The 13,832-nt window shown below is 65.0% G+C and carries 13 protein-coding genes; 3 read left to right on the top strand and 10 right to left on the bottom strand.

Annotated elements, in window-relative coordinates; genetic code table 11:
• The coding region (locus ACK1U9_RS21995) for a T6SS effector BTH_I2691 family protein (protein ID WP_449110186.1) at positions 1 to 1,305 on the bottom strand (1,305 nt) is incomplete at its 3' end.
• Positions 1,306 to 1,549: 244 nt separating this feature from the next.
• Between ACK1U9_RS21995 and ACK1U9_RS21990 the strand changes: the two genes are divergently transcribed.
• The gene (locus ACK1U9_RS21990) at positions 1,550 to 1,810 is read left to right on the top strand and encodes a hypothetical protein (protein ID WP_046614044.1); all 261 of its coding nucleotides are present in this window, start codon (positions 1,550 to 1,552) and stop codon (positions 1,808 to 1,810) included.
• 89 nt (positions 1,811 to 1,899) lie between these two features.
• The gene (locus ACK1U9_RS21985) at positions 1,900 to 2,079 is read left to right on the top strand and encodes a hypothetical protein (protein ID WP_178081800.1); all 180 of its coding nucleotides are present in this window, start codon (positions 1,900 to 1,902) and stop codon (positions 2,077 to 2,079) included.
• A 452-nt stretch (positions 2,080 to 2,531) separates the two neighbouring features.
• On the opposite strand, the gene ACK1U9_RS21980 is transcribed toward ACK1U9_RS21985, so the two are convergent.
• The 8 genes from ACK1U9_RS21980 to ACK1U9_RS21945 all read right to left on the bottom strand — a co-directional run bounded on the left by ACK1U9_RS21980 (position 2,532) and on the right by ACK1U9_RS21945 (position 12,208).
• The gene (locus ACK1U9_RS21980) at positions 2,532 to 3,296 is read right to left on the bottom strand and encodes a hypothetical protein (protein WP_135003137.1); all 765 of its coding nucleotides are present in this window, start codon (positions 3,294 to 3,296) and stop codon (positions 2,532 to 2,534) included.
• 65 nt (positions 3,297 to 3,361) lie between these two features.
• Positions 3,362 to 4,639 (bottom strand): bifunctional O-acetylhomoserine aminocarboxypropyltransferase/cysteine synthase, encoded by a 1,278-nt coding sequence (locus ACK1U9_RS21975; protein WP_449110185.1) that lies wholly within the window; start codon positions 4,637 to 4,639, stop codon positions 3,362 to 3,364.
• Between the two features lie 117 nt (positions 4,640 to 4,756).
• Complete coding sequence (locus tag ACK1U9_RS21970) at positions 4,757 to 5,194, bottom strand: hypothetical protein (protein ID WP_322492633.1); 438 nt, start codon at positions 5,192 to 5,194, stop codon at positions 4,757 to 4,759.
• A gap of 63 nt (positions 5,195 to 5,257) precedes the next feature.
• Positions 5,258 to 5,947 (bottom strand): hypothetical protein, encoded by a 690-nt coding sequence (locus ACK1U9_RS21965; protein WP_449110184.1) that lies wholly within the window; start codon positions 5,945 to 5,947, stop codon positions 5,258 to 5,260.
• Positions 5,948 to 6,127: 180 nt separating this feature from the next.
• Positions 6,128 to 6,844: an aspartate/glutamate racemase family protein gene (locus tag ACK1U9_RS21960; RefSeq protein ID WP_046614038.1), complete on the bottom strand. Its 717-nt coding sequence runs from the start codon at positions 6,842 to 6,844 to the stop codon at positions 6,128 to 6,130.
• Positions 6,841 to 8,037 carry an S-methyl thiohydantoin desulfurase domain-containing protein gene (locus ACK1U9_RS21955; protein WP_449110183.1) on the bottom strand — a complete coding sequence of 399 codons (1,197 nt, stop codon included), beginning with the start codon at positions 8,035 to 8,037 and terminating at the stop codon, positions 6,841 to 6,843. The genes ACK1U9_RS21960 and ACK1U9_RS21955 overlap by 4 nt, the downstream gene beginning before the upstream one ends.
• A gap of 30 nt (positions 8,038 to 8,067) precedes the next feature.
• Positions 8,068 to 10,326 (bottom strand): sigma 54-interacting transcriptional regulator, encoded by a 2,259-nt coding sequence (locus ACK1U9_RS21950; protein ID WP_449110182.1) that lies wholly within the window; start codon positions 10,324 to 10,326, stop codon positions 8,068 to 8,070.
• Positions 10,327 to 10,450: 124 nt separating this feature from the next.
• Positions 10,451 to 12,208 carry an OPT family oligopeptide transporter gene (locus ACK1U9_RS21945; RefSeq protein WP_449110181.1) on the bottom strand — a complete coding sequence of 586 codons (1,758 nt, stop codon included), beginning with the start codon at positions 12,206 to 12,208 and terminating at the stop codon, positions 10,451 to 10,453.
• Between the two features lie 536 nt (positions 12,209 to 12,744).
• Here ACK1U9_RS21945 and ACK1U9_RS21940 point away from each other — a divergent pair.
• Complete coding sequence (locus ACK1U9_RS21940; protein WP_173015084.1) at positions 12,745 to 12,900, top strand: hypothetical protein; 156 nt, start codon at positions 12,745 to 12,747, stop codon at positions 12,898 to 12,900.
• A gap of 80 nt (positions 12,901 to 12,980) precedes the next feature.
• Here the strand turns inward: ACK1U9_RS21940 and ACK1U9_RS21935 are convergent, their stop codons facing one another.
• Complete coding sequence (locus ACK1U9_RS21935) at positions 12,981 to 13,820, bottom strand: GlxA family transcriptional regulator (RefSeq protein ID WP_258229945.1); 840 nt, start codon at positions 13,818 to 13,820, stop codon at positions 12,981 to 12,983.
• Positions 13,821 to 13,832: the final 12 nt, after the last annotated feature.

Here is a 13,832-nt window from a genome sequence, read left to right as displayed (position 1 = left end):
CGGGCTGTCCGGATCCTGCAGCCATTTCAACCAGAGCAGTTCGCTGGTGCCGGAAGCGGGAACATGCGGTTCAAGGCGGGGGACAACAGCTTCCGTAACGCCACCGCCCAGGCACAGGGCCATGGTCTTGGCATAGGCCACCCCGGACTCACGATCATGACCGTCGTAGTCGTACTGCTCGACAACCTTGAACATGGGCGTATCGAACAAGGCAACGTACGCCTTTGCGTCCTTGTCGATGTAGCGCTGAAACTCGCGCTCCTGCTGGTCGTATTCAGCCTGGAACGCGGCCCGCTGCGGCTCGTGGTAACGTTGTTCAAGCCGCTCGTCACTCTCCTGCTGCGCACGCTCGACCAACCGCTGCCGCTCGACTGTCGGCTCGACGAACGCTGGCGGCCCATCGACCGTCATCGGTTCCAGCGACGGCACCTCCTGCGCCGCCCACTCCCTATGCGTGGCTCGAATGATCTGCAGGATCTGCGAGGTCTGCAGCTGATAGGCCCGCATCGGTTCTTCACGCCAGGCCTGACGCTTCAGTACCCAGTTCAGGCGCTGATGGTTGTATTCCTGAATCAGCCCGACAGTGTCGTCGAGCACCACTGCCAGCACGCCGTTTTCCAGCTTGTGCCGGTTGATCGCATTGACCAGATAGCCGCGCAGGGCGAACCGGCGCAACCAGCGGCTGTGGAAGCCATGCGCACTGTCGAAGGGGGCGCAGCCATGCTGGGCATACTCGAATACCTGCTGGTCGACCTGTAGGTTATCGGGCGTCATGGCGATGCCCAGCAATTCGGGATTGTTGCGGGCCTGGATCAGGTCCAGGCCCTCGAAGCGATGCGCAGGCGACGCGCCGCTCTTGTAGGCGTTCAGCACGCTCACCGGCCAGGCATCACTGGAGAAGGCCAGCCAGGCGCTGTCGTATTTTTCAGTATCGATGGTGAGAAAGGCCGAAGGAATGTCGTGATCTGCGTTCACGCATTTTTCGGGCAGCGGCGAGGGCGGGCCATCTGGCGGCTCGTAGGGGTTGAAGCGGCGCAGATGACCTTGCTCGGTGACGGCATAGGCATGCCAGACCTGCTGGTCGAGCAGCACATACAGGAAGCCCCCGCGCAAGGTGCGCAAGCCGATCTTCGCCGTGATATGCCGGTTATCCGCCACGGTGGAGACACACTCGGGGCGGGTATCGGGCACCAGGGCGCGACGCAGCGGCAAGATCGGCAGGCCCTGGCGCTCGCAGAACATGCACTGGTCGTGCGGGAGCCCGGCTTCGGCGATCGCGAGGGCGATACGTTGGCTGATGGTCATGAGCGATCCTCGTGTTGGACAGGTCCTTGTCGACCTCTGAACACTAACGGGGAATCGCTTTCCAGAGAGGCATTGGGCGTCCTAAAAGCTTGTAGGAAACGTCTCTAAATAGTGGTTTAGCTCTATAGGGACCATGATCCGTACCCCGGCCTTTTGCGCCACCTGTCGAACCCAAGGCACTGCTGCTGGTTGTTTCCCGTCCGATCTGTATGCGCGATCAACGCGCAAACCCAGGAGAACTTCCATGGCAAACGATCAGAAAGGCCCGGGCCTCGAGCAAACCGAGTCCGAGCCAAGGCAAGGCGTCGGCGAGGCGTGGTCCGAAAAGCGTCCCGTCGATTGGGACCCGCCGCCTGGCAACCCCGGTTCGGACCAGGACGGGCAGCCTGGCAGCGGTGACGGAGAGGTCCCGCTACCTTCGGATGACGAAGGCCCGATCGAGGAGGAGATGGAGGACGTGCAGGCCAACAATTCGGTTTCCGCCGAGCACCCGCAGCCTCGCTGACGGGAGGAACGAATGCGGTTCACACCTTTCTTGCGAGGTACGCAGCGATGAGCCCCGATCCAAATGTACAAGGCGGCACGAACCCGGACATGCCTACTTCACCCGAACCGGCCGTTGACCCCGACCGCCCGACCATACCCGACCCCGACGACGACCCGCTCATGAACGAAGAGGAGGGTGGTGATTGGCAGGAGGAAGACAGCCTGGCTGATGACGGCAGGCAAAGCGTGGAGCAGCCTGCGGAAGACGTGGATCAGCGCAGGGAATGACCATTGATAGGGCAGAGCCCTGTGAGAGTGGGTTTACCCGCGAAGAAGCCAACGCGGTGGCTGGCACCGGCTGCGCCGGTGTTCGCGGGTGAACCCGCTCCCACAGGTACTGCGGCTGCCTTGAGGGTTGTGGTGGTCCTGTGGGAGCGGGCATGCCCGCGAAGAATCCAACACGGTGTATGGCACCGGCTACGCCGGTGTTCGCGGGTGAACCCGCTCCCACAGGTACTGTGGCTGCCTTGAAGGTTGTGGTGATCCTGTGGGAGCGTGCATGCCCGCGAAGAATCCAGCGCGGTGGCCGGCACCGGCTGCGCCGGTGTTCGCGGGTGAACCCGCTCCCACAGGTACTGCATCTGCCTTGAAGGCTGTAGTGATCCTGTAGGAGCTGGCTTGCCTGCGATGGGCTGCGCAGCAGCCCCAATGGACGCAGCCCTGGCATGCACGCCGGCGTATCACCCCCGTCGCAACACCGCCGCCAGCCCCACGGTCAGGATCACGGCACAAAGCATTGCCAGGCTGATGGCAATTGCGACACCCCAGGCATCGAGCAGCCCCGCCAATAGCAGATAAAACGCAATCACCCCCACCGCCCCGATCGCATTTCCCCGCACCATCGCCGCCATCCCGGCACGGCCATTCTGCACATGGGCAAACACCACCAGTGGCCAGGCAATGACCGGAATCGGCGCAAGCATCCCGCTGGTCGCCGGGCCCAGCCAGTTGGCCAGGCTGGTGGTGACCATCAGCAAAGAAGTGGCAGACACCATGCGCAAGGGGATTTCCCAAATCCGATTTCGCGGCCGGACCAAGGTGTCTGGCCTGGGCTCGCGGCCGCTGACGCGTATCAGCACGCCTATCAACAACAGCGCCACGGCAATCGACAGGTGCAGGCTGCCCCAGTGGGTAAATGCATGGGCAGCCAGGCCATAGAACAGCATCGCCAGCAGCACGGCCGGGGTGATGCCGAGCCTGCGTGTGGCGAACAGGTAGAAGGTGTACGTGGCCTGCACCGCCGCCAGGCCGCCCAGGGCGCCGGGCACCGCACCCAAGGCGAAGGCCGTGCCCTGTTCCAGGCACAGGAAGGTCATTACCAGTGCCGAGGTGATCGGCAGGCCGGACAACAACCCGCCGAGCAGGCCGCCCCAGCGACGCGAGGCGAGGGAGATGGCCCACATCAGCAGAGGGGTGACGATCAGCTTGAGGTAGAACAGGGTCATCGCAAGGCTATCCATATATGCGAAAGGTGCGCCCGCCGTCGGCATTGGGTAGGGACGCAGATGAATCAGCCGCGGCTGGCATCCAGCGCTTGAGCCAGGTCGGCGATGATGTCGTCGCTGTGCTCGATGCCGATCGACAGGCGCACCATGTCCCGTGGCACGCCGGCCTTTTCCAGTTCCTCGTCATTGAGCTGGCGGTGGGTGGTGGAGGCGGGGTGGCAGGCCAGTGACTTGGCGTCGCCGATGTTCACCAGGCGCACCACCAGCTGCAACGCATCGATGAAGCGTGCACCGGCCGCCTGGCCGCCCTTGATGCCGAACGACAGGATCGACGCCGGCTTGCCGCCGGTGTAGCGCTGGGCCAGTTCATGCTCGGGGTGGTCGGGTAGCCCTGCATATTTCACCCACGCCACCTGCTCGTGCGCTTGCAGGTAGCGGGCGACCTTCAGCGCGTTCTCGGTGTGGCGCTCCATGCGCAAGGCCAAGGTTTCCAGGCCTTGCAGAATCAGGAAGGCGTTGAACGGCGACAGCGCGGCACCGGTGTTGCGCAACGGCACCACGCGGCAGCGGCCGATGAAGGCGGCGGGGCCGAAGGCCTCGGTGTAGGTGACGCCGTGGTAGGACGGGTCGGGGGTGTTGAGCAGCGCGAAGCGCTCTTTGTTGTCGGCCCAGGGGAATTTGCCGGAGTCGATGACGATGCCACCGATGCTGGTGCCATGGCCGCCGATGTACTTGGTCAGCGAGTGCACGACAATATCGGCACCGTGCTCGAACGGCCGGCACAGCACCGGGGTGGCCACGGTGTTGTCGACGATCAGCGGCACGCCATGACGGTGGGCAGCCTCGGCCAGCGCGGCGATGTCGACGATGTTGCCGGCAGGGTTGCCGATGGACTCGCAGAACACCGCCTTGGTGCGCGAATCGATCAATGCTTCGAGGGCGTCGATGTCGTCATGCGCGGCGAAACGGGTGTGGATACCCATGCGCGGCAGGGTGTGGGCCAGCAGGTTGTAGGTGCCGCCGTACAGTTTTGCCACCGAGACAATATTGTCGCCGGCCTCGGCGATGGTCTGGATGGCGTAGGTGATGGCCGCCATGCCCGAGGCCACCGCCAGCGCGCCAACCCCGCCCTCCAGGGCGGCCATGCGCTGTTCGAGCACATCGTTGGTGGGGTTCATGATGCGCGAGTAGATGTTGCCGGCCACCTTCAGGTCGAACAGGTCGGCGCCGTGCTGGGTGTCGTCGAAGGCGAAGGAAGTGGTCTGGTAGATCGGTACGGCCACTGCCCGAGTGGTTGGGTCAGGGCTGAAGCCTGCGTGGATGGCGAGGGTTTCCAGCTTCATGCAATCGTTCCTTGAGCGTGGGTGGAGCGACCGAGCATGTGGCGGGGGCAGGGCGTGGGTCAAGCGTGAACTGGCGATGGGCCGCCCGGCAGCAGCCCATCGCATCCACGGGCGCTGCTACTCGTCCTGTCGGCGCACGTGCATCACCCACTGGCCTGCATACCAAGCGCCGCCTACCGCGATCAGGCCTGCTACTGCGCGCCAGTCACGGAAGAACAGTCGCATCGCATTGATGGTGGGTGGTGCGTCGCTGCTGCGGACGAAGATGCGGATGCGCGAGGGTTGTGGGGCGGGGTCGGTCTCCACGCCGTCGTGCGGTGGCAACGACGCCGGGCTGAGGGCCTCCTGAATGATCAGGTACTCTCGGCCCTGCTGCACCACGCGGGCATTGATGTTGCCCTTCTTCAACTGCTCGACCAGGCCCTTGGTGACGCTTTCGATCTGTCGATCCACGGTATGGACGAAGTCCAGTAACTGGGCGCCGGTCACTTCTGGCCCGGCGGCAAACGCCAGCGGCCCGGCGTCGATGAGGGCTATGTCCAGGGGTTTGTTCATTTCCAGCTCCTTGCCGAATCCGGCGACAGCGGGCCGGCGCGCTGCTGCGCGCCGGCCGTGGTCTCAGGCGTGTTCGAGGACCCTGCCAAGGCGTTCCTGGCGGGCCGCGATCAACCGTTGGGTAGCCTCGTAGGACACCTTGGTCACCTGGGTGTAGGTGAGCGTCAGCTTGATATTGGCGCCATCCATGCGTGCAGACGCTGTTGCGCAGTTCATGCCACTGGGAAACTGGATCTGCATTGGGCCGACTACGACGTTGCTGCTGATGACTTCACCCAGCTGTACCTTCTGGAACAGCCCCAGGTAATAAGTGGGTGTCACCTTGAACTGAGCCTGGCCGCTACCGACCACATCCGGCTTGAACACCGAACCCTGCCCGCTCATGCCGATACCCAGGTTGGCAGGCAAGTTCGATTTGTTGTTGATCTGGATGCTGTCTCCGGGCGCCGAGCCGCTACCCAGCACCAGTTGCTGTACGTTGTCCTTGAACACACAGTCCCAGACCGATCCGAGCTGAGTCGACAGGGTCTGGCTGGCCTTGTACACCCCAACGCCACCGACCTGCCGATAATTGGCGATCACCACGTTGTAGTCGATGGTCCACTCCACCCCGCTGAAGCCCTGGGTGGGCACGGTAGTCTGCTTCCAGGACACGCTGTCGAGCCCTACCGAGCTTGGCAAGGTCTGGTAGACCGCGAGGGTCCAGGTATCGTTGGTCTGGTTGTCGAAATCTACATAGTAGTCAGTGCTCATGATGCTCTCCTTGTCATGTGGGCCGAGCGTGTGGGGTCACGCGCTCGGCCCAGTGACAGGAGCATCGATCATGCCAGGCTGGTGATCGCTTTCCTTTCAACCAGTTAGGCCGAAAAGCAGGGGTACAGGTGGACGTTTTCGTCCACCCGGGGGAGCCCAAGGCGGACGTATCCGGCCACCTCAGCCAAGGGGCGCCCTGGCGTAGCACAAACGGCTCGGACGCACCTTCATCCGCACCAGCGACAGCAGGAAGCCGAAGCCACACTGGTTGGGGTCCAGCACCGGTACGTAGCAGCCAAGGTCCTGTTCGATAAGCTTCGACAAGCGCTCGGCGACACCCATGAAGCCGGTACAGCCAAGCAACAGTGCCTGCGCGCCATCCTCGTTGATGGCAGCCAGCCCGGCTTGCAATGCCTTGACCAGTACCACCTCCACATCACCCAACTGGGCTACCGGGCAGTCGATGGCACGGATCGAGGCAAAATTGATGCTTTGGCCATAATTGGCCACATGGCCGCGTTGCAGGGCCAGGGTGCTCTGCAGGATGGTGATGATGGAAAACCGCTGACACAACCCCAGGGCGCTGAACGCGGAGGTGGGGAAGCCGCCAATGATCGGGATATCGATCACTTCGCGGGCAGGCTCCACGCCGCACATGTCGAAATCGCTCAGCCAGATACCGTCGAACCCCTGTTGCTCAAGCTGCTGGGCCAGGCGCACCACCGCCAGGGCGTTCTCGGTGAGATTCAGCCGGTTCTGGATACACGGGCTGCCATGGTCGATGTTGTACACCTGGACCTCGACATCCGGGGGCACCACTGGGGCTATCGAGGCCAGCAGGCCCTCGTTGTAGTCGCTGCTGTTTACCGGCGCGAGAACCGCAATACGCAGGCTCATGGTCGTAACTCCTGCAGTTGCTCGATGCTTCGGTAGGCGCCCAAGTAACCCAGGTCTGCCAGCAACTGCTCGAAGCTCCACGCGATCAACCCACCGGGTTGGCGCAGCGGTGCCGCCGCCTGCCAGCCGATAAGGCAGGCAGCGCGCCCGGCATAACTCGGGTCCAGCGAGCCGTCGGCGCGCACCAGGTCGCCGTTGGATGCCAGTGCCGGCCCTGGGCCTTCAAAGAACCAGGCAATGCTGTCCGGGGCCATTGCCAGCGGTTGCGGCTGGTGCTTGTCCCACAGCAACAGCGACTCGTTCTCGTAGCACAGGCGCAAGCTGCCTTCTGGGCTGTCGAGGTCGATGCGGCCAATGTCAAAGCCGCCTTGGGTAGTCACGCCGGCGTGGGTCAGGCGCGCATTGCGGGACAGGCAGCGGGCCATCAGGCCGAACTGGCCAAGCCAGTCGAGCACGGCCTGGCAAGTGTGCAGCTGCCCCGCAGCCAGGGCTCTGCCCAGCGCCAGGGCGCGGCTGAGGGTGCCGCGCAGCGGCAGCGCGGAAGGCAGCTGGTCGGGGCGCATGCACCATAGCGCCAGGCCACCGAACTCACCGAACGTCGGCGAGCCGACCACAGGGCGCAACATCTGCTCGGCGATCACATTGGCGTTTTCCGGGTACCCCCGGGCCTCGGCCGGCGGCGTCACATTCAGCTCCACCACCAGTCCGCCCTGGCTGACCACGAACGCCGGCCGCGGTGGTATACCGGCAGCAGCGAAGGTGAGCATCGGCAATGAGGGCACCGCGCGCCCGGCGCCGTCCGCATCGACCACCGCCAGGCCCAGCTTGGCAGCGGCCAGGCACGCAACTACAAAGCCTAGCGCGCCGCTTTCCGGCGGCACCACATAGGCAAGCTCGCGGCCCTGCTCATTCAAGCGCTGGCGCAAGCATTCCAGTGCCTGGATCGGCCCGAGTGGGTACTCGCAACCCCCGATCGTTTCCGGTGCACCCATGTATGCCACAACCGCGGCGTCGCCAGCACGGGCCTCATCCACCGTGACCACCCTGACGCGGTCGTGCCGGTAGAATTCCCCGACCTTGAACGCGGCCAGCAAGTGCCGGGCCGACGCCAAGGTGCCACCACCACCACTGCCAAAGAAACAACCACCGTTGATCAACGCTTGCAGATCCTTGTGCTCCAGCTCGAACGCCATGATCGTGCTCCTGCTTTCCGGTTGAGGGGATCAGCTCGACAAACGTGCCAGCCAGCTACGCACCTTGCTGGCGGGCGGGTAGTCCAGTTGCGGGTCGAGACCGCGAAGCGCACGCACCAGGATCGACTGCACCTGGGCGCCACGTTCGCTGCGTTCGAGCAACCGGGCCAATTCCAAGGCGGCGTGCAGCCGCGCCGGCACCACGCCGAGGGTCAGCGCGGTGGACAAGGCGACGCGCAGGGTCGCCTCGGCTTCGCGGTCGTCGCCAAGCGCCAGCAGCGCCCGGCCACGTAACAGCATCAGTTCGCACAGGTAGGCGCGCTCCTGATGGTCCTGGGCCAGGTCGAGGGCGACATCCACCAGCTCCAGGCAGGCTTCTGCCCGCCCGCCCAGCAACAGCACTTCGCCGCGCTTCCAGGCCTGGAAGCCATGAAACAGAAGGCCGCCGTTACGCAGTACATGCTGCTGGTAGCCTTCGGCAATGGCCTGTTCACCGGCTTCGTACTCACCCGATATGCCCTGGTGATAGCCGCGCAGGATCATGCCCACGCCCCGGTAGAAGGAGAATTCGTGGCGCGCACTGAGCAGCTCCAGTTCGCGGGCCTGGCGCCCGAGTGCATCGCGCTCGCCCAGCACTGCGGCGAGCCAGGCCGCGCCCTGCAGGGCGACCGCGCGGTTGAAGGGGTTGTCGACCGCCTGCTCGGCGCGGGACTGCAAGCGTGCCAGCGCCTGGCGCGCCTGGCTGAACAGGCCCAGCTCGAAGGCGGCCAGGCCTTCGAAAGTGCGGGCCAGGCCCACCAGGTCCAGCCCTTGGTTCGATGGCCAACTGGCCTGGTCGTCCTCCAGCAGCCTGCCGCGCGTCAGGCAGGCCAGGCTTTCCTCGAAATCGCCGAGCCAGAACAGGGTGTTGGCCATGGCCAGGTGGGCCTCGATGCGCAGTGCCTCGCCACCGGCTATCTGCGCCTGCTGCAGCATCTGTTGCGCCGTAGCGCGGGCCTCTGCCAGTTCCAGGCCCATCAACAGGGTGGTCCACAGCCCGAACGACACCGACGCCATCTCTTGCGCCTGGCCTTGGCGCGCGGCCAAGGCCTGGGCGTCCCGGTAGCTGGCCAGGCTGGTGATGCTCAACCAGCCCTCGATACTGCGAAAGCTAACCCCCAGTAACCGGTGCAACTCAAATTGCAAACGCCACAGTTCCTTGCCCTCGTAGACCCGCTCGGCTACTTCCAGGCCTTTCTGCAAAGGGCCCAGGGCGCCGCGGAAGTCGGCCCCGTCGATCAGCTTGCGGCCTTCGGCCAGGTAGCGTTCCACGGTCAGGCGCAAGTCCTGGCGCAACCGGACCCGCCGCTCGATCACCTTGCGATTGACCCCCAACAGCTGCGCCGCAGCACTCTTGTTGCCGTTGCAGCGGTTCAGCGCATGCTCGATCAGCAGTGTTTCCACCGCCGCCAGCTTGTCCGGCCCCTCAAGCCCGAGCAGCGCTTCGGCCAGCTCTACGGCAAGCGCAGAGGCGGGCGAGGGCGGTGCCAGCAACTGCTCGAGGGTTTCCCGGTCAACCAGTGGTGACGGGGCCAGGGTGCCGATGCGATCGATCGAATTGCGCAGTTCGCGCACATTGCCGGGCCAGTCCCGCTGGCACAGCAGCTCCAGCGCTGCTGCATCGAAGTGCAGCGGTCGCCGTTGCTGACGGCAGAAGTGCTCGATCAGGTCCGGGATGTCCTCCCGCCGCTCGTTCAGCCCCGGCAGTTCGAGCTCGAACACCGACAAGCGGTAGTACAGGTCTTCGCGAAAGCGCTCCTCGGCCACCAGGCGCTTAAGGTCACGGTGGGTGGCCGCCACCACCCTGCCGCGGAAGTGCCGGCTCTCGCTGCTGCCGAGCGGCCGGTACTGCCCGGTTTCCAGCACCCGCAGCAGCTTCGGCTGCAGGGCCAGGGGCAGTTCGCCGATCTCGTCGAGGAACAAAGTCCCCGCCCCAGCCATCTGCAGATGGCCCATGCGCTCGCCAACCGCGCCGGTGAACGCGCCGCGGGCATGGCCAAACAGCTCGGACTCGAGCAATTGCTCGGGGATCGCCCCGCAGTTGAGGTCGATGAACGGTTTGCCCGGCGCGCTCAGGCGGTGCAGTTGCTGGGCGATGACTTCCTTGCCGGCTCCCGTCGGGCCAAAGATCAGCACCGGCCGGTCGCTCTGCGCCACCCGCCGCAGCAGGGCTTGCAATGCCTGCATGGCAGGTGAACGGCCAGGCACGCCGTCCTCGTCGCCCGGGTGCGTGGTGCACAGTGGCTCCATGAGAATCCATCCTCGTTGGGGTGAGCCAGGCAATGAGGTATAGCAGAGCGACGCGGCCGCTGCTGCGTGTCCGGGTGGCCACTGGTCAGAACGTGGCTGCGGCATAGCCGCGCGATGCCAACCGCTACAGCATCCGCACCATCTCCCAGAACGATGCCGCCACCCCGGTGATGCTTTCCCCGGCGATCAGCCCCGCTGCGGCCGTGATTGCAAACCGCTCTGTAACGCTCGGCCAGCGGCAACCGACCAGCCAGGTAACCACCGCGCCGAGCCCCATCATCATGCTGATCGATGCCGGCAGTATGAACGCCAGGCCCAGCGCGCCGGTACTCGGCAGCCAACGCGCCACCCGCTGCGGCAGCAGGCTGTCCAGCGCGCCCAGCAGTACGCCAGCCGCGCTGCCGGCCAAAATTGCCCAGCGCAGCTCTGGCGCCAGCGCCCCCAGCCCTTGCATCAGGGTCTGGGCCACGGCTTTCCAGGTAGCCACGGCTGGTGCGGGCCATTGCTCGGTGAGCAGCAGGGTCTGCGGGTCGGGAATCAGCAACAGGTACACCAGCACGCCGACCACGCTGCCGATAAGGATGCCCAGGCACTGTGCAATCAGTTGCTTGTGCGGCGTGGCGCCGATCGCTTGGCCAACCTTGAAGTCGTTCATCAGGTCGGTGGCTTGCCCGGCCGCGCCACCGGCGGTGTTGGCGCTCATCAGGTTGATGGCCACCTGGCCTGGTGCAACCAGGCCAAAGCTCAGCTGCGACAGCTTGCCGATGGCGCCGATCGGCGCAATACCGGTGGCGCCGACCACGCGCGCGGCGACCACCGCAAGGCAGATCGCCAAGGGAATGCTCAGCAGCGCCATCCACCAGTCGATGGCGAACAGCAACGCCTGAAGCGCCACCACCAGCGCAATGGACAATAGGAGCCCGCAGGCAGGCGCCAGGGAAAACCGCCCACGGGCGTGCGCTACCCGGCTTGCCTGCGCTTCGGCGAGCCTTTTCCGGGGCATTTGCAACAGGCGGGCCAACAATGAAGTCAGGGTTGCGCATACCATCAGGCTGACGCCCGGCCACAACAGCCATTCCACCAGGGCGGCGAACTGCGGGCGGCTGGCGTTCGGGACCAGCACCACCAAGGCATGGTCGACCAGCCAAGGTGCCAGCCCGCCCCACGCCAGCGCGGCGCCGAACAGCAGCGTAAGGCCCACCCGGATGCCGATGATGCCGCCGAAGCCGACCAGCATCAGCGAAGGATCGAGCGTGAATGTCAGGCGCTCGAGCACTGGCGAGGGTGCCCAGCGCGGTATCGCCCAGACGAACCCGTCAATCCACTTCACCAGCCCCGACAGCAACGCGGCGCTGCACAGTACCTTTATCCGCATCATGGCTTCGTGGCCGTGGCGGTAGATCTGCTGCAATGTCTCCAGGGTCGCCATGCCCTCGGGGAACTTCAGGCCATGGTCATCGAGCAGGGCGGGGCGCAGATACCAGGCGATCCAGATGCCCAGGAAGCTCACGGAGAACACCCAGGCCATCATCGGCAGCGGGTCGAGTTGGTGACCGGTGAGCAGGGTATAGGCGGGGATCGGTGCGACCAGCCCGCCAGAAACGATGGACGCGGCGGCCGAGGCCACGGTCTGGTTGATGTTGCTTTCGTGCAACGTCCATGCGGGCCGGCCGTTGCTGCGCCCTGCCAGGCCCTGCCACAGGGTGAAGCCGACCAGCAAGGCGATGATCGACATGTTGAACGACCAGCCGATCCGAAGGCCCGCGTACACATTCGAGGGTGTCAGCAGAACGCCCAGCACTACGCCGGTGAGCACCGCCCGCGGGCTCAGTTCACGTTCGATGCGAACCTGGGGAGGGGCGGTGGACGGGGCAGATCTCATGGCAATCCCTTGTCGGAGTGGTAAGCGCGCTTTGCACAACTGAGCCACTGCTGCCACAAAGGTTCACTGTTGCTTCTGGTTGTGAAAGGTGTCCAGCAACAGCCTCGAAGTGCTAGTGGCGACAGCGTCGTGTCTCAAGAAAAGTGCTGTGCACAGGGGCTCGCTTTTGCTGACATTGCCGAATCAAGAGAGATTCGTTCCGAAAACCAGTTGGCCGCGTTGATCACCGCTTTGCATCGCTGTGCCCAAGGCCAGTTGCAGGTCACGCTGGTGGGGGCTGGCCTGTGATACGGCGTTCACGGTGCCGCTGTTCGATGAGTTCATGCGGCGTATCATGCCGGGCGATGATTGGCGGATGGGCTAGCCTGCTTTAAGGGCATGCAAGCCGCAACCACAGGCAACGGTCCTCCCTGATTGCCAGTGCGACTGTAAAGATATGCAAAGTTTCCCCGTGCCATCACTCCGCAGCTCTAGAATCCGCGCGCTGCCGAACCGGCCAACGGCCGGCAGCAGATCTAGCCTTGTGGAGCGTTGCAATGAAGTCGAAACACCTTTTCCGCGCAGCCCTGGTTGCGGCGCTGGTATCGGCCTTGTCAGGCTGCTGGATGTTCATGCCGCCGGGTGGTGGTCATGGCGGTGGCCACGGTGGGGGCGGTGGCTTTGGCGGTCATCAGGGCGGTGGCCCTCGCTAAGCTGACCTTGCGATGGAGCGCACAGCCTCGGCCGGGACGCAAAAGCGTACCCGGCGCGAGCGCACACACCTCGGTTCAGCTCACCCCGACCGCCCAAACCGCTTGCGATACTCCGCCGGCGTAACCCCCACATGCTTCACGAACGCCCGCCGCAACGTATCCGCATTGGCAAACCCACACAGCGCCGCCACCTGCTTCGGTGCCTCTCGCCCAGCCTCCAGCCGCGCCCGCGCAGCATTCACCCGCGCCAGCTCCACCCACGCGGCCGGGGTCATCCCCACATCACCCTGAAACACCCGCGCAAAATGCCTCGGGCTCAGCCCAACCCGCGCAGCCAGGCTGGCAACCCCGTGGTCCAGTGCAGGGTTGGCGGCCACGTAACGCTGCAACCCCTGCAATGCCGAACGCCCAACCGGTGATGTCCCACCTTGCCGGCTGAACTGCAGTTGCCCCCCAGGCCGCTTGAAGTACATGACCAGGTGCCCCGCAACCAGCTTGGCAATATCTCGCCCCAGGTCTTCCTCCACCAGGGCCAGTGCCAGGTCCAGCCCGGCCGTTACCCCCGCAGCGGTACGCAGGTTGCCGTCATGCACCTGAATGGCATCGGCATCCACCTGCACCCGCGGATAACGCTCGGCCAGCGGCTGCGCCACGGCCCAATGGGTGGTCACACGCCGGTCATCCAGCAGCCCGGCAGCCGCCAGTGCAAACGCCCCCGTGCACACCGAGCCGTAACGCCGGCAAGCGCCCGCGCGTTGCCGCAGCCAGTCGAGAATGCCGGGGCGCAGGTATTGCTCGGCAGCCTGCGGTGTGCCGGCGACCAGCAGGGTGTCGATTGCCTCCAGGTCTTCGCCGATCCAGCCGTCGGCCACCAGGCGCGTACCAGAAGAACTCACCAGCGGCCCCGGTTCGCAGGCCACCGGCAAATTCAA

The organism is Pseudomonas sp. XP1 (assembly GCF_053557675.1).
This window is presented reverse-complemented; position numbering and strand designations above follow the sequence as displayed.

Excerpts from the sequence above, each read along its gene's own strand:
- ACK1U9_RS21980 (WP_135003137.1), bottom strand. The coding sequence starts at position 3,296 with ATGACCCTGTTCTACCTCAAGCTGATCGTCACCCCTCTGCTGATGTGG.
- ACK1U9_RS21945 (WP_449110181.1), bottom strand. The coding sequence starts at position 12,208 with ATGAGATCTGCCCCGTCCACCGCCCCTCCCCAGGTTCGCATCGAACGT.
- ACK1U9_RS21940 (WP_173015084.1), top strand. The coding sequence starts at position 12,745 with ATGAAGTCGAAACACCTTTTCCGCGCAGCCCTGGTTGCGGCGCTGGTA.
- ACK1U9_RS21955 (WP_449110183.1), bottom strand. The coding sequence starts at position 8,037 with ATGGCGTTCGAGCTGGAGCACAAGGATCTGCAAGCGTTGATCAACGGT.
- ACK1U9_RS21975 (WP_449110185.1), bottom strand. The coding sequence starts at position 4,639 with ATGAAGCTGGAAACCCTCGCCATCCACGCAGGCTTCAGCCCTGACCCA.
- ACK1U9_RS21985 (WP_178081800.1), top strand. The coding sequence starts at position 1,900 with ATGCCTACTTCACCCGAACCGGCCGTTGACCCCGACCGCCCGACCATA.
- ACK1U9_RS21965 (WP_449110184.1), bottom strand. The coding sequence starts at position 5,947 with ATGAGCACTGACTACTATGTAGATTTCGACAACCAGACCAACGATACC.
- ACK1U9_RS21970 (WP_322492633.1), bottom strand. The coding sequence starts at position 5,194 with ATGAACAAACCCCTGGACATAGCCCTCATCGACGCCGGGCCGCTGGCG.
- ACK1U9_RS21990 (WP_046614044.1), top strand. The coding sequence starts at position 1,550 with ATGGCAAACGATCAGAAAGGCCCGGGCCTCGAGCAAACCGAGTCCGAG.
- ACK1U9_RS21960 (WP_046614038.1), bottom strand. The coding sequence starts at position 6,844 with ATGAGCCTGCGTATTGCGGTTCTCGCGCCGGTAAACAGCAGCGACTAC.
- ACK1U9_RS21950 (WP_449110182.1), bottom strand. The coding sequence starts at position 10,326 with ATGGAGCCACTGTGCACCACGCACCCGGGCGACGAGGACGGCGTGCCT.